This is a genomic window from Adlercreutzia sp. DFI.6.23 (assembly GCF_024462535.1).
In the GTDB taxonomy this organism is placed as follows: domain Bacteria; phylum Actinomycetota; class Coriobacteriia; order Coriobacteriales; family Eggerthellaceae; genus Adlercreutzia; species Adlercreutzia rubneri.
Map to the genome: position 1 here is coordinate 50183 of NZ_JANGBP010000006.1, position 23463 is coordinate 73645.

The 23463-nt window shown below is 65.5% G+C and carries 29 protein-coding genes and 1 tRNA gene; 7 read left to right on the forward strand and 23 right to left on the reverse strand.

The features are described from left to right. Nucleotide 1 precedes the first annotated feature (1 nt). On the forward strand, nucleotides 2-658 hold the full coding sequence (locus NE591_RS07240; RefSeq protein ID WP_173111609.1) for a helix-turn-helix domain-containing protein: 657 nt from the start codon (nucleotides 2-4) through the stop codon (nucleotides 656-658). 65 nt (nucleotides 659-723) lie between these two features. Here the strand turns inward: NE591_RS07240 and NE591_RS16250 are convergent, their stop codons facing one another. Both NE591_RS16250 and NE591_RS07250 read right to left on the reverse strand, forming a co-directional pair. Continuing rightward, on the reverse strand, nucleotides 724-1089 hold the full coding sequence (locus NE591_RS16250; protein WP_368076297.1) for a response regulator transcription factor: 366 nt from the start codon (nucleotides 1087-1089) through the stop codon (nucleotides 724-726). 106 nt (nucleotides 1090-1195) lie between these two features. Continuing rightward, nucleotides 1196-1738: a metallophosphoesterase family protein gene (locus tag NE591_RS07250; protein ID WP_256156532.1), complete on the reverse strand. Its 543-nt coding sequence runs from the start codon at nucleotides 1736-1738 to the stop codon at nucleotides 1196-1198. Nucleotides 1739-1876: 138 nt separating this feature from the next. On the opposite strand from NE591_RS07250, the gene NE591_RS07255 reads away from it, so the two are divergent. From NE591_RS07255 to NE591_RS07280, 6 genes are all read left to right on the forward strand, one after another. Continuing rightward, complete coding sequence (locus NE591_RS07255; RefSeq protein ID WP_173111615.1) at nucleotides 1877-2809, forward strand: methylenetetrahydrofolate reductase; 933 nt, start codon at nucleotides 1877-1879, stop codon at nucleotides 2807-2809. Nucleotides 2810-2899: 90 nt separating this feature from the next. Further along, nucleotides 2900-3562 carry a vitamin B12 dependent methionine synthase gene (locus NE591_RS07260; RefSeq protein WP_173111618.1) on the forward strand — a complete coding sequence of 221 codons (663 nt, stop codon included), beginning with the start codon at nucleotides 2900-2902 and terminating at the stop codon, nucleotides 3560-3562. Then, nucleotides 3546-6284, forward strand: a complete 2739-nt coding sequence (locus tag NE591_RS07265) for a homocysteine S-methyltransferase family protein (RefSeq protein WP_197745980.1) — start codon at nucleotides 3546-3548, stop codon at nucleotides 6282-6284. Before NE591_RS07260 ends, NE591_RS07265 begins: the two co-directional genes overlap by 17 nt. Nucleotides 6285-6368: 84 nt before the next feature. Then, the gene (locus NE591_RS07270) at nucleotides 6369-6686 is read left to right on the forward strand and encodes a CDP-alcohol phosphatidyltransferase (protein ID WP_157012075.1); all 318 of its coding nucleotides are present in this window, start codon (nucleotides 6369-6371) and stop codon (nucleotides 6684-6686) included. A gap of 158 nt (nucleotides 6687-6844) precedes the next feature. Further along, complete coding sequence (locus NE591_RS07275) at nucleotides 6845-7693, forward strand: Mrp/NBP35 family ATP-binding protein (protein ID WP_022738609.1); 849 nt, start codon at nucleotides 6845-6847, stop codon at nucleotides 7691-7693. A gap of 120 nt (nucleotides 7694-7813) precedes the next feature. Next, nucleotides 7814-7889: transfer RNA gene (locus tag NE591_RS07280), tRNA-Ala, on the forward strand. Nucleotides 7890-8014: 125 nt separating this feature from the next. Here the strand turns inward: NE591_RS07280 and NE591_RS07285 are convergent. From NE591_RS07285 to NE591_RS07385, 21 genes are all read right to left on the reverse strand, one after another. Beyond that, nucleotides 8015-8869, reverse strand: a complete 855-nt coding sequence (locus NE591_RS07285) for an N-acetylmuramoyl-L-alanine amidase (RefSeq protein WP_227069819.1) — start codon at nucleotides 8867-8869, stop codon at nucleotides 8015-8017. Between the two features lie 2 nt (nucleotides 8870-8871). Beyond that, on the reverse strand, nucleotides 8872-9144 hold the full coding sequence (locus NE591_RS07290) for a hypothetical protein (protein WP_227069816.1): 273 nt from the start codon (nucleotides 9142-9144) through the stop codon (nucleotides 8872-8874). Continuing rightward, nucleotides 9122-9559, reverse strand: coding sequence for a phage holin family protein (locus NE591_RS07295; RefSeq protein WP_161128270.1), 438 nt, complete (start codon nucleotides 9557-9559; stop codon nucleotides 9122-9124). The genes NE591_RS07290 and NE591_RS07295 overlap by 23 nt, the downstream gene beginning before the upstream one ends. 3 nt (nucleotides 9560-9562) lie before the next feature. Then, entirely contained in the window at nucleotides 9563-9844 is a 282-nt protein-coding gene (locus tag NE591_RS07300; protein WP_227069815.1) for a hypothetical protein, read from the reverse strand. Between the two features lie 79 nt (nucleotides 9845-9923). Next, the gene (locus NE591_RS07305) at nucleotides 9924-11066 is read right to left on the reverse strand and encodes an RNA-directed DNA polymerase (protein ID WP_227069812.1); all 1143 of its coding nucleotides are present in this window, start codon (nucleotides 11064-11066) and stop codon (nucleotides 9924-9926) included. A 358-nt stretch (nucleotides 11067-11424) separates the two neighbouring features. Then, the gene (locus tag NE591_RS07310; protein ID WP_202427915.1) at nucleotides 11425-11964 is read right to left on the reverse strand and encodes a hypothetical protein; all 540 of its coding nucleotides are present in this window, start codon (nucleotides 11962-11964) and stop codon (nucleotides 11425-11427) included. A 103-nt stretch (nucleotides 11965-12067) separates the two neighbouring features. After that, a complete protein-coding gene (locus tag NE591_RS07315; RefSeq protein ID WP_256156533.1) occupies nucleotides 12068-13024 on the reverse strand; it encodes a hypothetical protein in 957 nt (318 codons plus the stop codon). A gap of 1 nt (nucleotide 13025) precedes the next feature. Then, nucleotides 13026-13691, reverse strand: a complete 666-nt coding sequence (locus NE591_RS07320) for a hypothetical protein (protein ID WP_256156534.1) — start codon at nucleotides 13689-13691, stop codon at nucleotides 13026-13028. Nucleotides 13692-13738: 47 nt separating this feature from the next. Beyond that, nucleotides 13739-14905 carry a phage tail spike protein gene (locus NE591_RS07325; RefSeq protein WP_227069948.1) on the reverse strand — a complete coding sequence of 389 codons (1167 nt, stop codon included), beginning with the start codon at nucleotides 14903-14905 and terminating at the stop codon, nucleotides 13739-13741. Then, on the reverse strand, nucleotides 14905-15546 hold the full coding sequence (locus tag NE591_RS07330; protein ID WP_227069807.1) for a hypothetical protein: 642 nt from the start codon (nucleotides 15544-15546) through the stop codon (nucleotides 14905-14907). Before NE591_RS07330 ends, NE591_RS07325 begins: the two co-directional genes overlap by 1 nt. Next, nucleotides 15543-18353, reverse strand: coding sequence for a phage tail tape measure protein (locus NE591_RS07335; protein WP_256156535.1), 2811 nt, complete (start codon nucleotides 18351-18353; stop codon nucleotides 15543-15545). The genes NE591_RS07330 and NE591_RS07335 overlap by 4 nt, the downstream gene beginning before the upstream one ends. A gap of 3 nt (nucleotides 18354-18356) precedes the next feature. Continuing rightward, nucleotides 18357-19019: a Gp15 family bacteriophage protein gene (locus tag NE591_RS07340; RefSeq protein WP_227069803.1), complete on the reverse strand. Its 663-nt coding sequence runs from the start codon at nucleotides 19017-19019 to the stop codon at nucleotides 18357-18359. Further along, nucleotides 18988-19446, reverse strand: a complete 459-nt coding sequence (locus tag NE591_RS07345) for a hypothetical protein (protein ID WP_227069800.1) — start codon at nucleotides 19444-19446, stop codon at nucleotides 18988-18990. The genes NE591_RS07340 and NE591_RS07345 overlap by 32 nt, the downstream gene beginning before the upstream one ends. A 99-nt stretch (nucleotides 19447-19545) precedes the next feature. Then, a complete protein-coding gene (locus NE591_RS07350; protein ID WP_161128280.1) occupies nucleotides 19546-20262 on the reverse strand; it encodes a phage tail tube protein in 717 nt (238 codons plus the stop codon). Continuing rightward, complete coding sequence (locus NE591_RS07355) at nucleotides 20262-20648, reverse strand: minor capsid protein (RefSeq protein WP_227069798.1); 387 nt, start codon at nucleotides 20646-20648, stop codon at nucleotides 20262-20264. The genes NE591_RS07350 and NE591_RS07355 overlap by 1 nt, the downstream gene beginning before the upstream one ends. Nucleotides 20649-20650: 2 nt before the next feature. Continuing rightward, a complete protein-coding gene (locus NE591_RS07360; protein WP_227069796.1) occupies nucleotides 20651-20980 on the reverse strand; it encodes a minor capsid protein in 330 nt (109 codons plus the stop codon). Then, a complete protein-coding gene (locus tag NE591_RS07365; protein WP_161128283.1) occupies nucleotides 20977-21309 on the reverse strand; it encodes a putative minor capsid protein in 333 nt (110 codons plus the stop codon). Before NE591_RS07365 ends, NE591_RS07360 begins: the two co-directional genes overlap by 4 nt. Continuing rightward, the gene (locus NE591_RS07370) at nucleotides 21306-21668 is read right to left on the reverse strand and encodes a hypothetical protein (protein WP_227069794.1); all 363 of its coding nucleotides are present in this window, start codon (nucleotides 21666-21668) and stop codon (nucleotides 21306-21308) included. The genes NE591_RS07365 and NE591_RS07370 overlap by 4 nt, the downstream gene beginning before the upstream one ends. A 3-nt stretch (nucleotides 21669-21671) precedes the next feature. After that, entirely contained in the window at nucleotides 21672-21872 is a 201-nt protein-coding gene (locus NE591_RS07375; RefSeq protein ID WP_227069791.1) for a hypothetical protein, read from the reverse strand. 11 nt (nucleotides 21873-21883) lie between these two features. Continuing rightward, nucleotides 21884-22756, reverse strand: coding sequence for a hypothetical protein (locus NE591_RS07380; protein WP_227069790.1), 873 nt, complete (start codon nucleotides 22754-22756; stop codon nucleotides 21884-21886). 10 nt (nucleotides 22757-22766) lie between these two features. Beyond that, entirely contained in the window at nucleotides 22767-23297 is a 531-nt protein-coding gene (locus NE591_RS07385) for a hypothetical protein (RefSeq protein ID WP_227069789.1), read from the reverse strand. Nucleotides 23298-23463 lie beyond the last annotated feature (166 nt).

The window sequence follows — 23463 nt, forward strand, 5'->3', positions numbered from 1 at the left end:
GATGGGGGAGTACCATTATGCGGTCATCGAGCTGCCGTCCTCGCCCTATGCCCACGACCTGCAGGAGGTGCTGGCGTTCGTCTTCGATATCGGCGTGAACCTCGCCGGGTGCACGGGTTCCCAGGTGGCCCACGCGTTTTTGGCATCGGGCCTCGCCGAGGAATTCGAGAAGCAGAACCCGGTGTACGTGGCCGGGAAGTCGTCCTACGACCTGCTGCGCACCATGCTGCCGCTGCTTCCCTGCGAGGAGCTGCCCGCGCCGAGTCTCCGCTACGACCGCACGCCGGACTTCTGGGTCGGGTGGGTGCTCGCGCACTACCAGATGGTCACGGGGTGCTCGTACCGATCCATCTTCGCGACGGCCACCTACGACGAAATTCGCTCCATGTACTGGCCGCTGCACGAGGCCCCCGAGGGCAAGTTCGTCGCCGTTTTCGACGAGATGCGCACCGAGCGCGCGGGGGCCACTAACCTCCGCATGCTGCGGGAGGCAGCCGGCCTCTCCCAGTCGCAGCTGGCGAAGGCGTCCGGCGTGGGGCTGCGATCCATCCAGCTCTACGAGCAGCGACAGAAGGACATCAACAAGGCCCAGGGCATAGCCCTCTACCGCCTGTCCCGCGCCCTCCGCTGCACCATGGAGCAGCTGCTGGAACGGTAGAAGGGGACGCACGCTGGCAGCCCCTGGCGATTCTGCACTCACTGCGTTCAGAATCGCCTCTGCTCTTACCGTCCCTCGGGCTCGAAGCGCTCCACGAGGGCGATGAGTTCTTGGCGCTTGTGGGTGTCCAGCTTGACGTAGATGCGCTTGGAATGAGTGCGCACCGTGTTCTCGGAGACGAACAACAACTCAGCGATGTGGGCCACAGTGTTGCCCCGGGCGATGAGCTCGGCCACCTCGGCCTCGCGGGCCGAAAGGCCGTAGAACTCGCGCACCGCTGCCATCTGCTTCGAGAAACAGTCGCGGAAGGCGGCGCCGTCGCGTGCGAGCAGCGCGCTGCTAGACGGTGCGCTCTTGGGGGTCGTTTCTGTAGCACCTTCGCCCTGCTCGCCGCACTCTTCCTCATGCGCTTCACCTTCTACATGAGCCACCTCACCGTAGGCCTCGGCGTCTAATCTGACAAAACTTTTTACAGTTTACGGAAAAATCTGTTAAAAATTTTGACAGATTGCCCGCAAGGAGAGCGAGTGAGATCGCCTAAGCCTCCATCAGCACTTTCCCGTCCAGGTTCTCCACCCAGGTGTGCCGAATGTGGCCGTCTTCCACGTCCATCTTTGCGATGGTGCGGCCGAAATCGCTGCGAGGGCGGTACACGGCGCCGGGGCACAGGTAGAGGCCCGCGGGCCGCGCGTCGGGGCCCGTTTTCAGCTCGGGCACGTGGGTGCGGCCGTGAATGATGACGTCGGGCAGGGGGTCGCCCGGTGCCAAGGCCGCCGATCCGGCGAAGCTCACGCGCACGTCGCCCGGCTTGTGGCCCACGAGGAAGCGCACGCCTTCCAAAACCGGGTGCGCGAAATGGCCCGCGGCGCTGCCGTACTCGTCGAAGTCGTTGTTGCCAAGCACCGCCGTGACTGGCGCCAGTGTTTCCAGCTCGCGCAGAACGGACGGCCCGCCGATGTCCCCGGCGTGAATGATGTGGTCGCAATCCGCCAGGGCCGCATAGGCGCGCGGGTCCAGCGAGCCGTGGGTGTCCGAGATGATGCCGATGCGCACAGCCGGGCTCCTTTCGAGAAATGCCATGGCCCTCCATCGCTCTTTTGCCTATCCAGCGAGCGATAGGTGCGGGCGCGAAGGCCGGTTCCTCCCTATAATAGCGCGTGGAAGATGTGACGCGCCCGACGCGCAGAGGAATCGCACGAGGAAAGAGATCCGTCGCTTATGGAAACTGTTGCCCGCCTATTCGAGGAGAGCCGCGAGAATCGTTCGGCCGACGCCCGGTGCTGTGGGGTGGCCGATAAGGAAGGCGCCGCGGGGCGCATTCCCTTCTCGGCAGAGATGTTCCCGCCGAAAGGCCAGCTCACGTTAGATGCGGCCCGAAAGGTTGTGGAAGGTTTGCGCGCGGCGTCGCCGGACTTCATCTCGGTGACCTGCTCGGCTGGCGGCAGCGGCAACGGCAGCGGCGGTCAGACGGCGGCCATCGCCGAGCTCGTCCAGAAGGAGGCGGCCATACCCGCCGTCGCCCACTTCACCTGCGTGAGCGCCACCCGTGCTTCGGTGGACGATGCTGTGGAAGACCTGCGCGCCGCCGACGTGAAAACAGTGCTCGCCCTGCGCGGCGACCTTGTGGATGGCCAGCAGCCGGCCGACTTCCGTTATGCCTGCGAGCTCATCCCGCGCCTGAAGGAGGCGGAGCTGTGCGTGGGCGCGGCGGCCTACCCCGAGGGACACATCGACTGCCTGGACCCGCGCGAGAACATCCGCCATCTGCGCGCGAAGCAGGATGCCGGCGCCGACTTCTTCATCACCCAGCTGTTCTTCAACAACGATGACTTCTACCGTTTCCGTGAGGCGGCCGAATCGGCGGGCGTTACCGCGCCCATCTCCTGCGGCATCATGCCGTTTCTGGGGAAGTCGCAGATCCAGCGCATGGTGTTCCTCTGCGGCAGCTCGCTGCCGGCGCCCATCATCAAGCTGCTGGCGAAATACGAGGACGACCCGGCCTCCCTGCGCCAAGCCGGCATCGAATACGCCTGCAACCAACTGGTCGACCTCGGCCGCCACGGCGTCGACGGCCTGCACGTGTACGCCATGAACCAGCCGGATATCGCCTGTGCCGCTGCCGAGGCGGTCGCCGCTGCCGGACTTCGGTGAACACCGTGGTTGTCTTTTACGCCATCTCGAGAGCCGTGCCGAAGGCGCTGTGCCTAAGAGCCTCCGACGTTGTTGGAGGATGGTGACGCCGTGGAACTGAAAACGCGCGTCGATAGGGAAGAGGCCCTGGCGTTTCTGGGCCATCGCGGCCAGGAGCTGGGGGATCTGCGCGAAAGGCTGGAACGCGCGGCTTGCTTGTGCGAAAAGGAGCTCGTCCCGCGCGGGGTGTACCGCGAGATGGACGCGTCGGAAGCCCTCGCCCTGTTGCCGGGCCGCGATATCGCTCGCCATGTGGGAGGCTGCACGCGCGTGGTGCTGCTGGCGGTGACGCTGGGGACGCAAAGCGAGATGCTGCTGCGTCGCGAGCGCGCCCTCAGCGCGACGGACGGCCTGCTCGCGGATGCCTGCGCATCGTCGCTCGTGGAACAGGCGGCCAATGTGCTGAACGGGCATATCGTGGAAGAGGCCGCGGCGCGAGGTCTGGCCGCCACTACGCGCTTCAGCCCCGGCTATGGCGACCTGCCGCTGAGCTGCCAGCCGGCTTTTCTCGTCGCAAGTGGCGCCGATCGCGCCCTGGGAATCTGCGCCACGGCGGCCCACCTTCTCGTTCCCGCCAAATCCATCACGGCCGTCATCGGCCTGTACCCCGGTCGAGGTTTCGTCCGGGAAGGAGCGCGCTGCTCCACTTGCCCCGTTGCCGATACGTGCGCCCTGCGCGCTCAAGGAAGGACTTGCTATGGCAACCCCGCGTAAGCTCACCGTGACCGATGCCCATCTGGCCGAGGCCCTGGCCGGCCGCGCCTACCTGCTGTTCGATGGCGGCATGGGCACTCTCGTCCAAGCGGCCGGTCTCCATGCCGTCCACGCGGTGCCGGATCTGCTGAACCTCACGCACCCCGAGGCCATCGTAGCCATCCAGCGTCAGTACGTGGAAGCTGGCGCCGACTGCATCACCACCAACACCTTCAGCGCCAACCGCCTGAAGCTCGCGAGCACCGATGCCACGGTGGCCGAGGTGTACGCGGCGGCTGCGGCCAACGCGCGGGCGGCCGGAGCGCCGCTGGTGGCCGGCGACATCGGGCCGACCGGCGCGCTGCTCGAGCCTCTGGGCACCCTCACCTTCGACGAGGCCTTCGATATCTTCTCCGAACAGGCCTGCGCCGCCGAGGCGGCGGGCTGCGACCTCATCGTCGTGGAAACCATGGCCGACCTGCTGGAAGCCAAGGCTGCCGTGCTCGCTGCGGTGGAAAGCACGACGCTGCCGGTGTTCGCCACCATGACCTTCGGCGAGGACGGCCGGACCTTCCTCGGCACGACGCCGGCCATCGCCGCCACGACGCTGTCGGCGCTCGGCGCCTCGGCCGTGGGGCTCAACTGCTCGCTGGGGCCGACGGAGCTGGCACCGCTCGTGGGGGAGCTCGCGCCTCACGACCGCGCCCTCGTCATGGCGCAGCCCAACGCGGGCTTGCCCCGCATTCAGGACGGCGAGACCGTCTTCGACGTGGGCCCTAACGAATTTGCCCAGGCCATGGAGGCGATCCTAGATGCCGGCGCTACCGTTGTCGGCGGCTGCTGCGGCACGACGCCCGACCATATTGCTGCTCTGCGCGCGCTCATCGATGCGCGGCCGCTCCCCGCGGTTGCATCCGTCTCCGTTCCAGCCCACGCTCCTGTGGCCTCCTCTGTGGCAGCTGTTTCCGCGGGCTCCGCTTCTTCCCGTATTGCTTGGGGGGAGCAAAGCGAGCCGAAGGGCCTCTCGGTGCCCAGCGTCCCCAACCTGCGTTATTGTCCTGCCTTCACGGTGACCTCGGCGCAGCAGATGGCGTCGCTGCCCGAGGGCGAGGCGCGCATCGCCGTTATCGGCGAGCGCATCAACCCGACGGGGAAAAAGAAGCTGAAGGCCGCTCTGCAAGCGGGCGATGTAGACTACCTCGTGGCCGAGGCCGCCGCTCAGCAGCGCGCCGGCGCCGACATCCTCGATGTGAACGTGGGCGTGCCTGGCCTCGACGAGCCGACGCTCTTATCGCAGGTCACGCGTACGCTGCAAGCCACGGTGCCCCTGCCGCTGCAACTGGATTCCTCGGATCCGGTCGCTATCGAGGCCGCGGCTCGCGGCTATGCGGGCCGTCCCATGGTGAACTCCGTGAACGGTAAGGCCGACAACCTCGCCGCCGTGCTGCCCGTGGTGGCGCGCTACGGTTGCACGGTGGTCGGCCTCACTCTGGACGAAAACGGTATCCCACCCACCGCCGAAGAGCGCCTGGCCATCGCCGAGCGCATCGTGGCCACCGCCGAGTCCTACGGCATTCCGCGCGAGGACGTGGCCATCGATTGCCTCGTCATGGCCGCGGCCACCAACCAAGACGAAGTGCGCGAAATTCTGCGTGCCGTGGCCCTGGTGAAGGAGCGCCTCGGCGTGCGCACGGTGCTCGGCGTGTCGAATGTCAGCTTTGGTCTGCCAGCGCGGCCGCTCGTGAACAGCACGTTCCTTGCTGCTGCGTTCGGGGCCGGCCTCGACATGCCCATTTTGAACCCCCTGAACGCCCGCTACCGCGACACCGTGGCCACCTTCCGCATCTTAAACGGCCAAGACGCCGGCTGCCGAGCGTTCTTGGAGGCCTACGCGAATACGGCCGATCCCTACGAGGTCGCCGCCGGCATTTCGACTGCGGGCGTGGTCGGCGGCTCCATCCCCGTTGGGGGCGACCTTGGTCGCCCCTCCTCAAGCAAGGCGACCCCACTTGAGGAGGGCGGCGCAAGCCCCGCCCCTACGGAGGGGGTCCCTGCCGGCTGTCCCATCCCGATAACGGAAACCTTCGCCGACGCGGCCGACGTCGTTTCCCACCTAGCCGAATGCGTGCTGGAGGGCCGCGGCACGCCGGTGGCGGCGGCCACCGAACAGCTGCTGGAGACCCACGACGGTCTGGCCGTCATCAACGACATCTTCGTGCCCGTTCTCGACGTCGTCGGCCAGAAGTACGATGAGGGCGTGTTCTTTCTGCCCCAGCTCATGGCCTCCGCCGAGGCCGTCAAAGCCGGCTTCGATCTCATCCGCGACCACGCCCAGGCCGCCGCAAGCGCCCCCGGAACCACCAACGCCGCGGGCGATCGCGCCATCATTGTGGCCACGGTGCAGGGCGACATCCATGACATCGGCAAGAACATCGTGAAGATGCTCCTGGAAAATTACGGCTTCACCGTCATCGACCTCGGCCGCGACGTCGCCCCCGAGGCCGTCCTGGCCGCCGCTCGCGACACCCGCGCGCGCCTCATCGGGCTCTCGGCGCTCATGACCACCACGGTCGGCGCCATGGAGCGCACCATCCAACTCATTCACGAGCAGCTTCCCGGCACCGCGGTCATGGTGGGCGGCGCGGTCATCACCCAGGAGTTCGCCGACCAGATCGGAGCCGATTTCTACGCAAAGGACGCCGCCGCTTCCACCCGCGTCGCCTCGGCCTTCTTCGATGACTAATTCGCGTAGATGCCCCCACAGACCGCCGATCGCGCTATCATAAGGCCGTTCCAATTCCACCCTCACCGAAGCAAAGGAGCCTTAATGGGGAAGAAGGACGTTGAAGCCCTCGAGATCACCATCGACGAACTGCCCACTTATCTGCACACGAACCACGCCGTCTACATGGAAGTGGCCGATGGGCTGTATTACCTCACCGATGTGAATGACCGCTATTGGCGCGCCCAGGACACCAACCAGTTCAACGAGAAGGGCCACTACGTCGACGCGAGCCCCCTCGTCCCCACGATCGCCGAGTTCCTCGAGCTGCCCTTCTGCGACGGCAGGTCGGTGACGGATCTGTTCGCCGAGGCCACCTTCTACGCATCCGGCGACGGCAAGGACATGCCCGAGGATTTCTAAGCGCCGGTGCGTGTTTTCCGAAGCGGTCTGTCTTTTGTTCTTACGACGTTCAAGAACCCCGAGGTGTCGAAAGGATGCCTCGGGGTTTGTGCTATGATGCCCTGCGAACTACCCTGGTCGCGAAGTGCGCGGCCACTCGAGAAGAGAAAGAAGGAATCATGGCAGAAGAATGTTCCCACGAGTGCTCCAGCTGCGGCGTCTCCGGCTGCGGCGATCGCACCGCCGAGGCTGGCCCCAGCACCCTTGCGCCCAACAAGCGCACCAACGTCAAGCATGTGATCGGCGTCGTGTCCGGCAAGGGCGGCGTGGGCAAGTCCCTCGTCACCAGCCTACTCGCCTCCGAGATGAACAAGCGCGGCCACAAGGTGGCCATTCTGGACGCCGATATCACCGGCCCGTCCATCCCGAAGTCCTTCGGCGTTGATAGCCGCCTGACCGCCGATGCCGACGGCATCAATCCGGCGAAGTCCGCCAGCGGCATCGAGGTCATGTCCGTGAACCTCATGCTTCCCGAGGGCGACATGCCCGTGGCTTGGCGCGGCCCGGTCGTCACCGGCGCCATCAAGCAGTTCTGGCAGGAAGTGAACTGGGGCGACGTCGACTACATGTTCGTCGACATGCCTCCGGGAACTTCCGACGTGTTCCTGACGGTTTTCCAGTCGCTGCCCGTGGATGGCATCGTCACCGTGTCGGCTCCCCAGGAGCTCGTAGCCATGATCGTCGGCAAAGCCGTGAATCTGGCGAAGTCGCTGGAGGTGCCGGTGGTGGGCCTCGTGGAGAACATGGCCTACTTCAAGTGCGACGAGTGCGGCAAGGAGCACCACATCTTCGGCGAGCCCCAGGGCGCGGCCGTGGCCGAGAAGTACGACATCCCCGCCGTGGCCACGCTGCCGATGGACCCGACCTTCGCGCGCCTGGTGGACGAGGGCAAGGTGGAGGCCTACGAGGTGGAAGGCGCCCTGGACGGCATCATCGACCAGATCGTCGCCACCTGCGAGGCCGAGTAAAGCCGGCGCTGCGAGGGGCGCGAGCGCCGCGCGAGGACCGCTAGCGGGAATTTCCAAAATTCCTGAAAAAAGTTCTTGCGCACCGCTGCCGTTATGCTAATATAGTCCTCGCACTTTTTCGGGGCCTTAGCTCAGCTGGGAGAGCGCATGGCTGGCAGCCATGAGGTCAGGGGTTCGATCCCCCTAGGCTCCACCATGGTGGTATTAGTCGAACCCCGTGGTTCGGCTATTATGTGGCATGGCGAACACTCGTCATAGTCACGAGATACAAGAAGACCCCCTAGCTGGGGGTCTTCTCCTTTTCCGGCCAGGTTTCCGGCCCTACACCTTGAGCAGGTAGTCATCCGCCGCAGGGCCGCCCGTCGGCTTGCCTACCGCCACATATCGCTTCTTGCCGGACTGGGCGCCCGTGTAGCGTCCCCAGACCCACCCGTCGGCGATCTTGTACCAGTCATCGAGCATCACGGTCTGACCCTTGGAGTAGCTTGCCACCACGTTGCCGCCCAGGGTGGGGGCATCGCGCACGTTCAGGGAACTGACAGTGCATCGGTAGGTTCCCCCGAAGCCCGTGCCGGTCTTCTCTCCCGAGTTGGAAGCGGAGGGCGCGGAAGGCTTCGCAGCAGGTTGCTGGGCCGGCGTGGAAGGCGCTGATGCCGAGTCGCTCGGCCCGATGCCGGCGGCTTCGAGGATGGCATCGGCGATCTCGGTGATGCGCGTATCGAAGATGCTGCGGTCCTCGGCGTTGGAAATGAAGCCCACCTCGGCGATGCGGTAGTTGATGCCTCGGTTCGCTGCGCGCTTCGGGTTTGCCAGATCGGTGCGCTTCACGATGGTCTGCGAGCGGCCTGGCAGAATTGCCGATAGCTTCGCGGCCAGGGCCTTGTCGAACTCATCGGCGTCGAACCCGCCGTAGATGATGACGTGGGCGCCTCGGGCGCTCTCAGCAGCATAATCGCGGTGCAATTCGAGCAGCATGGCGCCCTTCGGTAGAGAGAGGCTGTTGATGCCGCCGTCGGCGTACCAGTTGCGCGAGGTGTCGAGCACTTCCACATCTGAGCCGCCGCGCTGCTTGATGACAGAGGCGAGGGCGCGAACTCGCTCTTCCTCGGTCTGGCCGCCGGCACATGCGCCGGGGTCACCGGCGCCATGGCCGCAGATGATATATAGCTTTGCCATATTTACCTCCAATACTCAGACGGCAGGCCCTCGTCAACCCAGTGCGTGCCGTCGTACCAGTAGCTGCCGACCCCCGATTCGCGCGCCCATTCCTTCTCTTGAGGGGTGAGGAGGTCGCGGTCGCGGGCCGGCTCCTTCATGGCCAGCGCCTCGGGGGTCTCGGGCATCGGATGCCATTGCGATGCGAGCACCAGGGCGGCGCCGATGCCGACGAGCATGGCCAGGACGGCCAGCTCGCAGAGAAGGGCGCGCCTAAAGCCGCGCGCCCGTGGCATGCTCGTCCTCGATCTCGACGGTCAGGTCGGCAGCATCGGGGTCGTGCGGTTTCAGGGTCTTGATTACGGGCAGCTGCGCGATGACGGGGTTCAGGGCGCACAGGTTCTCGCAGATGCTCACGACTTCCGTGGCCACGATGAACAGGCAGACGGCTCCGACGGCCGGCAGGTCCGGCACGCTCACGCCGATGCCCACCTCCGCGACCTCGAAGTTGAGCCACAGGGCGCCAACTTCGTAGACGAACGCCAGGGCGATGAGCCCGAAGAACCCGGCTTTGTGCCAGAGCCCCTCGCGCATCTTGCCCGATTCGATAGTCTTGCACTTCACAGCCCCGGCGAAGCCCGTGAGAATGTCGAGAATCATCATCACGGCGGCGACGGCGACGGGCTGCCACTGGATGGCCAGCTCTTCCATGGGTTATTCCTCTCCTTGTTCGGTGGGTGTCTCTTCGATGGCCTCCGCGATGGGTTCGTCATCGTCTGCCGGCATGGCTTCGAGTTCGTTGATGCGGGCGCGGCACTGCTTGCGCAGCTTGATGGTCTGCGCGATCTGCTTGCCGGCGTTGGCCAGGGCGCTGAGCAGCTCGGCAACGCCGTCGGCGGCGAAGATATCCTCGATGGCCCGGAGAATCTGGTAGTCCGTGTTGTCCAGGATGTTCTTGCAGCCGTTGATCTCGCCCTCGATTTCGGCGCGTTCCACGTGGGTCCTCCTTTCGTCTTATCGGGTGGACCCACTTTATTGAGAGTGTCGCCTTATGCGGCCAGGGGCAGGTTCCAGGCTATTTCAGTGAGACCCCCCCCCGGCAAGTGTTCGCCGGGTCGAACAATTCACGGTACAGGGCGTCCATCCGCTGCACCGTCTCGGTCGCGTCCAACTTGAGAAGGCCGCCGCGCCATGACTGGTAGGACTGTTCCACCTGCTCCATGGTCATGGTGCCGCGCGCGACCATTTCCGCCTGTTTCTTGAGCTTCCTGCGCTCGCGTGTGATGCTCTCGCGCGACGGCCTCACGATGATGCGGCCCGTCTCCGTGAACGTGAACCGCTTTTTGAGGAATCTGAAGCCGCGGGACAGCTTGACGATCTGGGTCTTGCGCGGGTTGAGCATCGCGCCGCGCTCAAGGCAGAGCGCCTCGATGCACCCGAGCACGACCTGCAGGCGCTCTTTCGACGAATCGAGCACGTAGAGGTCGTCCATGTAGCGCCCATAGGCCTCCACTCCGCAGCACTCCGCCACGAAGTGGTCGATCGGGCTGAGGAAGGCGACGGCGTGGGTCTGGTTCGGCTCGTCGCCGAGACCGAGGCCGACTTCGCCCTGTTTGTCTATGAAGTGGGCGCCCAGTTCCCTGAGCCGGGAATCCTCAAGCTCGCCGAGTATCTCCTTCGCGTGCGCGTGGTCGATTCTGCCGAAGTAGTTGGACAGATCGACGAGGAGGATGTAGCCGCCCTCGCCGTGCTTTCGGTAGTGCCTCGCCAACTGCTTCTTGATTCTCTTGATGGCGTAGTCCTGGCCGCGCCCCCTGACGTTCGCGGAGTTGTCGGCGACGAGCGTGGGGGTGACCGCCGGCACGAGCGCGTTCTGGTTGTATGACTTCTTGATGACGCGCTCGGGAAAGCAGACGGCGGCGATGTGCCGCTCCTTGCCGCGCTCGTATATCGTGAAGCGGTGAACGGGGCGGCAGACCTCGTTGCCCTCCATGAGGTCATGGTTGGCCTTGACGATGCCGCGGAGTATGCGCGTTCGGTACCGCTGGACGCTCGCCTTCCAGGACACCCCGCGCGATGCCTGCTTCGCCGCGTTGTACAGGGCGTTGAGGTCCGCTATATCCTCAAGGGTGCAGTCTTTGACGCGCTCGGCCCTCTTGGCCGCGCGCTCCTCCTCGCGCCGTTGCCGGCGCGCCGCTCTTCTCTCCTCCGAGTTCACGAGTGTACCCCGCACGGCTCCCAATGGAGCGTTCTGCCAGCCGCGTGAAGGTGTGGCATGAAACGGCGCGGAACGTCCAACGCGCCGCCATGCAAGCAGCGTCCGCCACCCTTCGCGGGGTACTTATTGACGGGGTTGCCCCCGAAGGTCGCGCATCCCTTCCTCTTAGGCACGGCGTTCGCAGAGCTACTAGGACTGGCCGCAAGGGAATCAGGGCGCCACGCCCACCCCGGTGTTCGAGGCCGAGTTGTTGTTGGCATTGCCGTTCGAGTTGACGTTGCACGCGTTGGACGAGCCGAGGCCCGACACGCAGCGGAGCCACACGTTGGACGAATATGCGACACGCGACCGCTGGCCATTATACCCGCCCATCGCCTCGCATCAATATGAGGTCTCTGAGCCTCTGCGCCTCCTCCTCGGCGGCTCTCAGCCTGTCCTCCTCGCTCTCCCCGCCGATCAGCTTGACGCCGTTCTTGGCTGCCTGTAGCAGGCCGATCTCGCCATCCAGCAGGGTCAGCAGCTCCCTCATTTCGTTGAGGTCGATGCCCGAGCGCCCAGGCTCCTCGGAGCCGTCCGGGTTCTTCTTGGCGCCGCCGCGCACCTCGACCAGGCAGGCGAGGTCATCGTACAGGGTGTTCGCGTCCGCTATGGCCAGGGCCAGGTACTTCTTGCGCTCGATCACGGCCCAGCTGCTGTTCGGGTAGAAGGCATCGGCCCGCTCGATGTTGGCGATCATGGAGCGGGCGGTCTCGCACATGGGGACCGCGAAGGTGAATCGGTAGGACTTCGGCACGAGCCGCTCCTTGTGCACGACCCTCACGACCTCGTCGCGTATGCACATCGCGCGGAAGAAGAACTCGCGGCTAGACAGCCCGCGCTTGCGCGCATAGACGCCCATGGCAAAACCTCCAAAAAATCGAAAATTGCAGCGACCGCTTCGCGGTATAAAGATCAGGAGCCGCGCGAGGCGGCTCCTGAGAAGTATACGGTACGGCTAATGCTTAGCCTAGGAGGAAGCAGGGCGCCACGCCCACCCCGGTGGCCGAGGCCGAGGGGTTGTTGGCATTGCCGGTCGAGTAGACGCTGCACGCGGTGGACGAGCCGAGGCCCGACACGCAGCGGAGCCACACGTGGGACCTGGTGCCGTCGGGCGTGCGGAATATGCGGTCCCTCGGCAGCTGGAAGGCCGGAATCTGTCCGACGAGGCCGCTGCCGTACCGGCTGCCCCAGTAGACGCACCCGTATATCTCCCCCTCGTCGGGCAGCCACAGGCGCCCCACGTTCTTCCACGCCCACGTGGTCGAGTCTGACAGCTTGGCGGATGCGCTGTAACGCTGCTCAAGCACGCAGACGCGCTCCTTCATGACCGCGCGGACCTCCGCCGGGAACTTCGGCAGCAGGGTATCGCGCAGGTACCTGAAGACGTTGCTGGCCAGGTAGGGGAACGGCTCGGCCGCTGTGCCGTTGTTGTCGTTGGTGGTGTTCCACTGCACGCGCTCGGGGAAGGCCGTGCGGGTGCACATGAGCAGGCTGGGGCCTTGCTCGGGGTCGCAGCATCCCTTGTCGTAGTCGAACGCCCCGATCATGTACGGGTACGGGTTGGCCTCGACCTGCACGTTGGCGTAATCGCCGACGCGGAGGCCTGCGTACGCCCGCATGCCCACGGCCGTGTCCCTCGCCAGGTCAACGCGGTCGGCTAGGTACTCCCATACGTTCGCGTATCCGTTGGCGATCTCGTCCTCGAAGAGCACTTCGAGGTCGCGGCCCTCGAAGGTGTCGTTCGCCTGCTGGGTGTTCAGCAGGATGGGGCCGCCGCGGAAGCCCTCATCGACTTCCTCAAGGGCGGCGATCTTCTTTTCCTGCTCGCCGATGAGGGTGCGCCCCCCGGCGTCAACGATCTCGCGCTTCTCGCGCACGCCGTCATCGTTCACGAATGATAGGTGTGTGACCTGCGGCATATTATCGCTCTCCAATCTCTAGGGTCTCGGTCTCGTCGTTCATGCTTGCCATCTTGAAGATGGCCACGGTGCCGTTCTCATCGTCTTCCCCGTACCCCGCCATATCGAAGGAGGCGAAGAGAACGTCCGCAACGGCCCACACGTCGCCGCGCTCGCGGGTCGCGCGGTGGGCGAGCTGGTCGATGGCGGCGAGGATGCCGTCCATGTCGAAGCCCTGGCCGTGTATGGCGTCGATGATCGCCTGGGCCTCCCGGCTGATGACCAGGGCGTTGGCCACGGCGTCATCGATCTCGCGGGCGCCGTTCAGCACTTTCTGCAGCACGTCCTCGGTCACCTCGGGGAGGAGGGTGTCGTACACGTCGCCGCTCTCGCTGATGAGGAAGGGGCGCTCCATCTTCTGGGTGATGATGCGCTGTTCCAGGCCGAGGTAGCCGATGATCGTGACGAACAGGCGCCCCTCGGTGAGCAGCACGTTGGCGGGGATCTCGCACTGGCCGCCGGTGATCTCGATGGGGTTGCTGCGCTCGCCGTCGGCGGCGTTCACGAAGATTGCCACCACGTCGGTCATGTAGTCCCATTCGCTGTCCCACGCCACGCGCAGCACGTCGCCGCGCACGCAGTTCTGCACCCAGCGGTCGTTTCGCGGGTAGGTGATTTTTCGGTCCACGATTCGCACGTCGTGAATCCTCGCATTTCTGGGCATGCCGGTCCTTTCTATAGTCCGAGCAGCTTCTCAAGCGTCGCCACCTTGGATGCTAGGGCTGCTGTCGCCTGGGATGACTGCTTCGCGGTCGAATCTCCGAGGTCTATGCTTGAGTTGTGCGGCTCGTTTATGTCGATCGTCTGCCTGATGATCTCAAGCGGCTCGTCCAGGCCGACCAGGGGGTTGCGGCAGTGGTACCAGTCGAGGAGGCGGAACTCGTCGGGCGCGAGGTCGATGAGCGAGAGGTCGTAGGCGCTCACGGCCGCGGAGTGGGGGTACCTGTTGTTCTCGGCGAGCCATGCGCGCGCGGAGCTGAGCAGGTTGGCCGGCTGGGTCACATCGTCCCAGGTGTGCGTGCCCTCGACGATTCCGTACTCGGCCATGGCCTCCGCATCGTCGATGTACTCGCGCCCGCCGTTGGCTCCGGCCACGGTGATGCGGTCATCGCTGTCCTCTAGCTTGGCGCCCAGGGGCCTCAGCCGCGTGATGATCTGGGTGGGGTCCTCGTCCATGCTCACGCTGGCCATGTTCCTGGCCACCTCGATCGGCGTTTCCCTGTCGGCTCCCAGCTTCGCGCTGTAATCGAGGTAAAGCAGGCCGTCGGCCTCGTTGCGGCGCACGATCATCTCGCCGCCGAACACATCGACCAGCTTCCCGAACAGCGTGTCGCGCGTGTTGTCGCGCTGCAGGCCCTTGTACACCCCTCCCGTGGTCGCGTAGGTCACGAGGTCCACCTTGCCGCGGTACACGCGCTTGTGGGGCTCCACGCGCTCGTTGTGGCGCGCCAGCACGTAGTCGATGAACTCTTGGAGGCCCGTGCGCCCGCTCCCGCCGGACCACTGCCGCTCCGCGAGATAGGGCTGGGTCGAATCGCACAGGTAGGCCTCCACGCCCTCGCACTGCACCGACTTGAAGACGGCGCCGGTGCCGTCCATGGACGCCGGCGCCTTCACGATGCGGCCGTCGAAGTCGAGGCGGCCGGTCTTGCCGTTCCTCACCTGGATGGTGGTCTTGAGGCTGCGCAGCAGTTCGTAGCCGGGGTTGTCCGGGTAGATGGTGAAGGTGAGGCAGTCGATCGCGTTGCGCTCCTTTGACACCTGGGCCGATACGATGCGCTCGTAGCGGTCGTGGATGTTCACGGCCTCGCCGTCGTTGAAGATCGTCACGGTGTACAGCATCACATGCGCTCCTCGAACCATGTGATGACGGCGCCGCCGCCGTCCACCTCGATCTCCACCAGGCCGCTCTCAAGGCAGAGGCTCGTGACCTGCTTCCTGCGCACCGTGACGGTCTCGCCCCCCACGGTGATGGTCGCCCAGTCGCGCAGCGGCTCGGCCGTGAGGCGCACCGGGTGCCCCTCGTTTATGACGTAGTTGGTGCCGACCTCAAGGGCGGCCGTGCTCTCATCGTCCGCGACCATGAAGGGGTAGAGGTCGAAGGAGGCGGTGACCTTGGCCGTCGCGCCGCTCTTGGCATGCTCCCACGAGGTATCCGCGCAGCTGCCGTGGTTGTGGAACTCCTCGAACATGCTGTCCCGTATGTCGGCGTTGTAGATGCCGGAGAGCCATGCGACGAACTCGCGCACGCCCTCCATCATGTCCTCGACGCCCTTGAAGTCCTTGGCGAAGGTGTAGGCGATCGCCTTCTCGTCGTAGAACGCCTCGCCGTACACGCCGGTGTAGTCGAGCGAGCCGTTCGCGTATGGCACGGTCACCTTCGTCTGGCGCAGCTTCGGCGGCGTCTCCTCGCGGTCGATGAGGCGCCACCCGAAGTCATCGAGGGAATGGTAGCCCTCCACGCTGATGCCTGGGTTCATCATAGTGCCAGTCCTCTCCTTGCGTTGCTGTACCTGCTGCCGTTGATCTGGTCGAGGTATGGCGCCAGAGCCTCGCCGACCGTCTTGCCGTCCAGCATGATGACGGTCTTGCCGACGCCCGCCTGCGCCAGGGCCTTGACGATGGCCCTGGCCAAGCTCGCCTCGTCGATGCCCCTGCCGCCCATGGCGTCGAGATCGTGGGCCACGGCCTCGGAGAACGGCTTCATGCGCGAGCCCGCAAGCGGCACCACGGCCTCGGGGCCGGCCTCGCCGATGCCGATGATCTGGGCGCTGTTGAAGATGCCGCCCTTGGCGTACCACTCGATCGAGAGCGACGGGATGGAGCCTTTGAGCAGGTCGCCGATCTGCCATCCGCTCGGGGATATGGCGAAGTGCGGCAGGTTGATGTGGGGCAGCTGGATGTGGAAGTTCGAGAAGAAGCCCTTTATCGTGTCGATAATCCCCCTGAGCGTGTTCTTCGCCGTCTCGATGGGGTTGGTGATGGCGTTCTTCACGCTGTCGAAAATGCCCATGACGGTGCCCACCAGGTTGCCGAAGGTGCCGGTGATGTTGCTCCAAATGCCCTGCACCGCTCCCATCACGGTGCTGGTGATGGAGCTCCAGATGCTGCTCACGGTGCTGAACACGCTGTTCCAGATGCTCGCCCAGATGTTGTAGATGCCGGTGAGCGCCGAGCTGATGATCGATGTGAGAGCGCTGAAGACGTTGGCGCCCGCCTGCAGGATGCCGTTGATGATGCTCTCGAAAACCTGCTTCACGCCGCTCCACACCGCGTCCCAGTCGCCGCTGATGATGCCGGTCACCACCTGGATGATGCCCTGAATCACGCCCATGACCGTCTCGACCGTGTTGCTGATGTTGGCCCAGATCGTCGTGGCAACCGCCGAGACCACGCCCCAGCACGCCTCCCACACCGCCTGCACCACCGGCGTGACCGCCGAAATGATGCCCTGCACCACGGCCATGCCCGCCTGGACGATGGGGGCGATCTGCTCCCACGCGCTCGTGACGGCGCCGACGATGGCATCCCACAGGGCCGAGAAGAGCCCCTGGAACTCTTGGAAGTGCGCCACGAGGGGCGTGATGACGTTTGCCATGACCCAATCGGCTACGGGCTGCACGGCGGCCTTCACGGACTCCCAGACGCCCATCCAGAAGCTGCGGAACTCGTCAGATGTGTTCCATAGGTACACGAAGGCGGCGACGAGCGCGCCGATGAGCGTGATGACGATGCCGATGGGGTTGAGCCTCATGGTGCCGTTGAGCAGCTTGGTGGCCGTGTCAACGGCGGTCGTGGCCACCGCTCGGGCCTTCTCGGCCGTGGCCACCGCCATGGAGTACGTCTTATAGGCGATGAGGCCTCCGCCCAGAGCCGCGAGAACCGGGATTGCCGCGTCGATGATGCCGGTTACGGTCTCCATGTTCCCGCCGATCTCGTCGGCCAGGAAGCCTCCGAAATCCTGCAAGGCTGGCAGGACGGTGCCGGTCACGAGGTCAATGGCGCCCCCAAGCGGCTCCCGGAACTTGTCTGCCACGGCGCTGCCGAACTCGGCGAGCCATGCGGCGCCCTCCTCGATCTTGGGGAGCATCGACTCAAGGCCGGGCACCACCGTGCCGGTGATGAACTGCACGGCGCTGCGCAGTGGCTCCTGCAGGTAGTCGTAGACCTTGAGGCTCAGCTCCTCGAATGCCGACCCCATGGCGGCTATGTCGCCGCCGAGGTTGTCGGTCATGATGGCGGCCGTCTCCTCGGCGGTGCCGGCGCAGCCGTAGAGCTCCTCGCGGAAGCCGACCATCTCGTCGGCCCCGGCGTTGAGCATGAGATTCAGCCCCTTTATGCTGTCGGCTGTGAACGTGCTCTGCAGGGCTGCGGCCTTCTCGGCCTCTCCCATGCCGTCGGTTGCGGCCTGAACGTCGGCCAGGATTTCGGTGAAGTCGCGGTAGTTCCCCTGCGCGTCCATGACCGCGACGGACTGGTCGCCGATGGCGATGGCGCCGTCCTCCATCTTCGCGGTCATGTCCCGCAGCACGGCGTTGAGCGCGGTGCCGGCCTCGCTTCCCTTGAGGCCCTGGTTGGCCATCATCGAAATGGCGGCCGATGTGGTCTCCACGTCCATGCCGGCGGCGTTCGCGTTGGCGGCGCAGTTTTTGAAGGCCTGCCCCAGGCCGTCCACCGTGGTGTTTGCGTTGGCTTGGGCAAAGGCGAGCACGTCCACCATGCGCGCCGTCTCCGATGCCTCCATGTTGAAGGCGCTGAGGTAGTCGGTCACGAGGTCGGACGCGGCGGCCAAGTCCATCTCGCCGGCCTGGGCGAGCGTGAGAACGGACCCGACGCCTTCGAGCATCTGCTGGGTGTCCCAGCCCGCAAGGGCCATGTAGCCGAGCGCGTCGGCGGCCTGCGAGGCGGAGAACGTGGTGGATGCGCCAAGCTCCCGGGCCTTGGCCTCAAGCGCGGCCAGTTCGTCGCCCGTGGCGCCCGAGAGGGCGCTCACCTTGCTCATGGACGTCTCGAAGGTCTGGCCGATCTGCACAACCTCGGAGCAGAAGTTTTTGACCGCGCCCGCCGCCGCGGCGATGCCCGCGGTGGCAAGGTTGGCCAGGATGCCCTTGAGCACCGTGAAGCCGTCGCCGGACTTCTTGGCGGCGCTCTCGCCCTCCTTGACGCCGGACCAGTTGAGCGACCCGTCGGCCTTCTTGATCTCCTCTAGGCTGACCTTGATCTGTTTGGCGCCTGAGACTACGCCCTTCTCGTTCAGCTTCGCGTCGATCGTTACGTTGTTGCCCGCCATGCCTTACGCCCCCTTCTGGGCGGCGCGCTTCATGGCCGCGAACATGCCGGCGGCGGTATCGTTGGCCGCCTGCGCCGCGTCTTCTGTCTTCTCAAGGGAGAAGTGCTTGCGGCGCGCCTCGAAGGCGTCGCATAGATCGGCGTTGTGCTTGGTGCGCTTCGGCGGCTTGGCCGTGCGGTAGTAGATGGCCTGCTGGAACGGCGTCTCGGTGTCCGCTTCCAGCAGCATTCCGAGCAGCGAGCACATGTCGGCGTAGGACAGGGCGCGGGAGGCCTCGTCCCAGTCGATGCCGAAGCACTGCAAGAGCGAGGCGCGGATGCGCGAGGCGTCCTGGGCGAAGTCGAAGACGGCGGCCTCGTGCTCCGAGGCGTGGCGCCGGTCCTCTGAAATGTCGAGGCCGAAGGCCTCCCAGACGATGTGGATGAGCAGTTCCCCGAGCCGATCGCCGGCCATCGCGATGGCTTCGGCGGGGTCGGGGAACAGCATGCGGATGAGGAGCCGCGCCTTCTCGTCGGGTCGCAGCTCCTCATCTTGGAACAGTTCGATTACCAGGATGCCGTTTCGCGCGGAATCGAAAACGCCAACCTGCCGGCCGCTCCATTCGTAGGTGCTGACCAGTCGGCCATTCTTGTGCTTAGTCTTCCGGGTCAGGCTCGGGCTGCGCATCTTCGACCTCCGCGAGGTAATGCGCTGCCTGCTCGTTCAGAGATTCCTCCATTCGCTCGTTTACGGTCGAGTGAATGGCCCCGAAGACCTTGACCATGACGATGTTGCAGTCGGCCTTGGTGACCGGGCCGCCTGCCCCGCACGCCGCGAGAATGGCATCGTAGCCGTCCTCGCCGATGCCCGCCTTGATGGCCGGCTCGATCACGGCGGCGATCTGGGTGTTCACCTTCTTCATCTTGGCGGCGTTCTTGGACTGCTGGGCATCGTCGTACAGCTTTTGGAGGGCCTTGATCTTCTGCTCCGCCTTGCTGCACGCCTCGCCGATGTTCAGCAGGCCGTCCGGCGTCACGTTGATGCGGCACGTCAGTGCCTGGTCGCCGATCACGAGGTCAAGCGGTTCGAATGGTGCCTTGATCTTGAGTTCCATCTCTGTCCTCTTTTCCTGCGCTGTTGGAAAAGAAAAGCCGGGGCGCAGCGCATTCGCCCCGGCCTCATTGCCGATGTTCCTATGTGTGTCGCCTCGGGCTTAGGCCTCGGTTACCTCCACCTCGACGGTGGCGCGGATGGAGGGCTTGGACGCGCAGCGCACGCCCAGGCGGGTCTTGCCGGCCTTCACGCCGGTGACGATGCCGTCGGCGGTCACGCGCGCAATGTCGGTGTCCTCGATCGCGTAGAGGCACCAGTCGCTCGCGGTGGCGGGCTGCACCGCGGGGGTGACGGCCGCGGTCTTGCCCACGGCCACGGCCACGTCCTCCACGGTGATCTCCGCGGGCAGGTGGTGGCCCTTGGCGGCCTGCACCAGCTTCGGCGTGTCGTTGCGCGCCATGGAGAAGCTGATGGCCTGCTTGTCGGACGCGGCGCCGTTCGGCCCGGTGATGTTGATATCCTTGAGCGTCACGTCCTCCTCGATGATCTCGCCCGTGGGGGACACGATGCGGTACTGGGTCTTGCGCTCGTCGCCGAAGCTCTCCTCAAGGCTCGCCACGTATTCCTGCAGCGGGTCGCCGATGAGGCGCTTGCCGGTGACGCTCGTGGTCTTGGTCACGCCCGTCACGGTGGTGACGGTGTTGCCGCCCGTGGAGTAGTCCTCGGTCTCGTCGGTCTTCTCGGAGCGGTCGGGGGAAATGTCCTCGATGCCCGGCCCCATGTAGGCCCAGGTCGGCTCGCTCTCCTCCGGGGTGGTGTTCAGAAGGTTCGCGTACTGGTAGTTCAGCGCGAACCCGATATCGACGGTCTTGGCCATTAGAAAAAGTCCTTTCTCGTGTCGATGTACACGTCGAACGCCCAGACGAAGCGGCCCGATTCGTCCCACGGGAGGGGCTGCGGGTCTGTGGTTTCGACGCTGTCAAGCTGATAGCTGCCATCCTCGGAGTCGAGGGGCGAGCTTTTGAGCACGGCCTCGGCCCTCTGAGCGTCGCACATGGCAGCGAACTCGCTAACGCGCTTCACGATGACCGTGACGCGCATGGGCGAGGTGGTGGTGCCGTCGTAGAAGACGACCTTGCGGTCGGGGATGCCGAAGGCGAGCGTCACCGATTCGGGGTGGCGCCTGCCGTCCGGCATGGCGCTGAACACGTTGTCGATGCCCGCCTCGTTGAGGCGCTTGCGCATCACGTCCAGCAGGTCCATGGCTACGCACCTCCGAAGAGGGACTCGGCGTACTCGATGAGCGCGGGCATATCGTTGCGGGCGCACGCCTCGTCCCAGTGGTCGCATGTCCCCGCCGTGCTGTGGCGCATGGGGACGCTGTACTGCGTTGCCGCGTAGGGCGTGGACCAGATGAGCAGGCCGTCGCCGTAGCGGCTGTTCAGCGGCTCGGACGCCCTGAGCGTGTTCTCGTCGCGCGGCACGTACTTCCGCATCACGAAGGCCACGCGCATGGCGTACTCTTCCTGGCGCTTCCGCTGGGCGGACGGGTCGAGAAGGGCATCCAGCTGCGGGGTGCTGATGATGACCGTCATTTGAGCACCACCTCCCAATGGTGGACGCGCCCGCGGCCGTCCTTGATCGGGCTGCACTCGTGGACGGTCGCCTCAGAAACCTCCCCGTCAACGCTCACAAGCGAGCCGGCGGGGATTGCGAAGGCCCCGGCGCTCGTGTTCGGGTCGATGAACAGGGTGCCCCTCACGGGTGCCTGCAGCTGGTAGTCCGTCTGCCTGATGGTCGCCGAGGCGTCGAACCAGACGCGCTCGATGGTCTGGGCCTCCTCGTACTCGCCGCCATACGGGCCGTCCTTCGGGACGCGCACCGTGGCGGTTTGGCGCAGCATCCTGCGCGGCAGGGGAATCATCGAAGCCCCTGGTAGAGAAGAGAGGACCCGACCAGCTCGCGGTGCACGACGCGGCGCATGTCCGCATCGTAGAGTGACGAGGCGCCGTCTCCGCCGATCGAGGCGGAGAACTTGCCGAGCGTGACAGAGGCCACGGCCTCTCCGATGCCCCCCGATGCCCCGTAGGCCTGATCGACCTCCACGGCCGCGCAGACCGCGCGGATATAGGCGTCCTCGTCCTCCTCGTCCTGCGGCTCGTTGTACCCGATCACGTCGCGGACCGCAGATGCCGCAGCCCGGAGGGATGCCGCGAAGGCATCCTCCCCGAGCGTTCCGCCCCGACCCTTGTAGAGCTCGTATGTGACGGAAGGAAGCGGCATCTTCTAGTTGACCCCCTCTCCGGCCTTGGCCTCCGCGCCCTTGTTGTCGGCCGCGGCCTCGTCGGCGCCCTTGTCCGCATCGGCAGTTCCGGCCTTGGCCTCCGCGCCCTTGGGCGCTGCGGGCTTCTTAGCCTGCTTGGGCTTGGCGGCCGCGGCCTTCTTCTGCACGGCCTTGCCCTCAAAGAGCAGTCCCACGGTCTTCATGCGTTTCCTCCTTACTTGTGGCTCAGGTAGATGCCTGCGCGCTTGTTCTCGTAGCCGTCCACCAAGCCGTACTTGCGGTACTTCACGATGCTCGCGTCGGCGTCGGGGTTCATGTCCGGGCCGATGACGGTGGGGCCGGCGATGTGGCGGTCGAACTTGATGAGCGATGGCTTGTGGACGATCAGGAAGTTGATGGGCTTGGACAGCTCCGAGGCCTTCCAGCCGCCGGCGATCTCGTCGCCGTCGCGGCCGCTCAGCAGGTCGATGGCGGTGTTGAAGCGGCCGCGCGGGACCTTGACGATGCCGGCGAAGCCGTCCAGCGCCTCGCGCGACTTGGTGGTGTCCAGCGCCTTGACGGACTTGAGCAGGGTGGAGGTGGTGAACAGGTAACGCTGCTCCTCGGGTACCTCTTCCTCGTCCATCTCGGTGGTGGCGGTGAGGATGGCCTCCAGGAACTGCACCCCGTTCTCGATGCTGTCGGTGTTGTTGGTGATGCTGTCCAGCCCCGCGATCTTGGCGAAGGTGAAGGCGTCGCCCTCGGGCGCGACGTGCTCGCGCATCAGGATGTTCGCGGCCTGCCCGAAGGCGAGGTCGAAGGTCTCCTGGCTGTCCATCTCGTCCACCATGATCTTGGTGCCTCGGTCGTAGTCGGCCTCCACGGTCTTCCACACGAGGTTCACGCCGCTGTTGGCGGTGTAGCCGCTGGCGCGGTCGTAGTCGCCCAGGCCGCCCACTTCCATCTGCGGGTAGCAGAACTCGTGCACGTTCTGGGTCGGGCGCAGCTGGGAGGGAGGGCTGGTCAGCACGGAGGTGACCGATGCTTGGCGGTACACCTCGTCGAGGATGGTCTGGATGCCCTGGGGCAGGGTGATCTGGTTAGGCATTGAAACGCTCCTATTCGTTGGTCAGCCCGAGCATTTCGCGCATCTTCTTGGTGCGCTCGTCCTCGGGGTCGGGGGCGCCCTTCGGGTTTCCCCCTGTGCTCTTGCTCTTGTCGGAAGAGGTGAACAGGTAGGGCGCGGCCTCTTTCAGCTTGGCCACGTCGCCGTCGAACTCCTTGAGGCGCGCGGATGCGGCCACAACGTCATGGCACCCGGCCTCCTTGAGGGCGCCCTCGACCTTGGCGGCTTCCTGGGCCGCCTTCCAGGCCTCGAACTCGGCGGCGAGGCCCTTGTAGCCCTCGGCCTCGGCCTTGGCGGCATCGCGCTCCGCCTCTACCTTCGCGAGGTCGCGCTGGTACTTGTGGGCGTTCACCGTGCTGCCGGCAGGCGCGGCGGCCTGCGGCGCGGGTTCTGCCGCCGCCGCGGGTGCAGGCTCTGCGGCAGGCGCGGCGGGCTGCGGCGCGGTGGCAGGCTCGGCCGCAGGCGTCGTTGCCGGTGTAGGCTCCGGCGCGGTGGGGGTGGGTGCTGGTGTCGTTCCCGTCATTCTTCCAACCTTTCTCCGGGGTTTGGTTTCCGCGCTTCTCTGCGCGCTTCGGTACCCGATTGCCGCTCGGGCGGGCGAGTGAGACCGTTGCCGCCGTCTCTCGCGATGGTTGGAAGTTTCCCGAAGGTGTCGCCAGGGCATGAAAAAGCCCCGCGCTCGGCGGGGC

What these genes read in the sequence shown, in the direction of transcription:
- NE591_RS07240 (WP_173111609.1), top strand. Translation starts at nt 2, where the DNA reads ATGGGGGAGTACCATTATGCGGTCATCGAGCTGCCGTCCTCGCCCTAT.
- NE591_RS07250 (WP_256156532.1), bottom strand. Translation starts at nt 1,738, where the DNA reads ATGGCATTTCTCGAAAGGAGCCCGGCTGTGCGCATCGGCATCATCTCG.
- NE591_RS07255 (WP_173111615.1), top strand. Translation starts at nt 1,877, where the DNA reads ATGGAAACTGTTGCCCGCCTATTCGAGGAGAGCCGCGAGAATCGTTCG.
- NE591_RS07265 (WP_197745980.1), top strand. Translation starts at nt 3,546, where the DNA reads ATGGCAACCCCGCGTAAGCTCACCGTGACCGATGCCCATCTGGCCGAG.
- NE591_RS07270 (WP_157012075.1), top strand. Translation starts at nt 6,369, where the DNA reads ATGGGGAAGAAGGACGTTGAAGCCCTCGAGATCACCATCGACGAACTG.
- NE591_RS07275 (WP_022738609.1), top strand. Translation starts at nt 6,845, where the DNA reads ATGGCAGAAGAATGTTCCCACGAGTGCTCCAGCTGCGGCGTCTCCGGC.
- NE591_RS07285 (WP_227069819.1), bottom strand. Translation starts at nt 8,869, where the DNA reads ATGGCAAAGCTATATATCATCTGCGGCCATGGCGCCGGTGACCCCGGC.
- NE591_RS07290 (WP_227069816.1), bottom strand. Translation starts at nt 9,144, where the DNA reads ATGCCACGGGCGCGCGGCTTTAGGCGCGCCCTTCTCTGCGAGCTGGCC.
- NE591_RS07295 (WP_161128270.1), bottom strand. Translation starts at nt 9,559, where the DNA reads ATGGAAGAGCTGGCCATCCAGTGGCAGCCCGTCGCCGTCGCCGCCGTG.
- NE591_RS07310 (WP_202427915.1), bottom strand. Translation starts at nt 11,964, where the DNA reads ATGGGCGTCTATGCGCGCAAGCGCGGGCTGTCTAGCCGCGAGTTCTTC.
- NE591_RS07315 (WP_256156533.1), bottom strand. Translation starts at nt 13,024, where the DNA reads ATGCCGCAGGTCACACACCTATCATTCGTGAACGATGACGGCGTGCGC.
- NE591_RS07325 (WP_227069948.1), bottom strand. Translation starts at nt 14,905, where the DNA reads ATGCTGTACACCGTGACGATCTTCAACGACGGCGAGGCCGTGAACATC.
- NE591_RS07330 (WP_227069807.1), bottom strand. Translation starts at nt 15,546, where the DNA reads ATGATGAACCCAGGCATCAGCGTGGAGGGCTACCATTCCCTCGATGAC.
- NE591_RS07335 (WP_256156535.1), bottom strand. Translation starts at nt 18,353, where the DNA reads ATGGCGGGCAACAACGTAACGATCGACGCGAAGCTGAACGAGAAGGGC.
- NE591_RS07340 (WP_227069803.1), bottom strand. Translation starts at nt 19,019, where the DNA reads ATGCGCAGCCCGAGCCTGACCCGGAAGACTAAGCACAAGAATGGCCGA.
- NE591_RS07345 (WP_227069800.1), bottom strand. Translation starts at nt 19,446, where the DNA reads ATGGAACTCAAGATCAAGGCACCATTCGAACCGCTTGACCTCGTGATC.
- NE591_RS07350 (WP_161128280.1), bottom strand. Translation starts at nt 20,262, where the DNA reads ATGGCCAAGACCGTCGATATCGGGTTCGCGCTGAACTACCAGTACGCG.
- NE591_RS07355 (WP_227069798.1), bottom strand. Translation starts at nt 20,648, where the DNA reads ATGGACCTGCTGGACGTGATGCGCAAGCGCCTCAACGAGGCGGGCATC.
- NE591_RS07360 (WP_227069796.1), bottom strand. Translation starts at nt 20,980, where the DNA reads ATGACGGTCATCATCAGCACCCCGCAGCTGGATGCCCTTCTCGACCCG.
- NE591_RS07365 (WP_161128283.1), bottom strand. Translation starts at nt 21,309, where the DNA reads ATGATTCCCCTGCCGCGCAGGATGCTGCGCCAAACCGCCACGGTGCGC.
- NE591_RS07370 (WP_227069794.1), bottom strand. Translation starts at nt 21,668, where the DNA reads ATGCCGCTTCCTTCCGTCACATACGAGCTCTACAAGGGTCGGGGCGGA.
- NE591_RS07375 (WP_227069791.1), bottom strand. Translation starts at nt 21,872, where the DNA reads ATGAAGACCGTGGGACTGCTCTTTGAGGGCAAGGCCGTGCAGAAGAAG.
- NE591_RS07380 (WP_227069790.1), bottom strand. Translation starts at nt 22,756, where the DNA reads ATGCCTAACCAGATCACCCTGCCCCAGGGCATCCAGACCATCCTCGAC.
- NE591_RS07385 (WP_227069789.1), bottom strand. Translation starts at nt 23,297, where the DNA reads ATGACGGGAACGACACCAGCACCCACCCCCACCGCGCCGGAGCCTACA.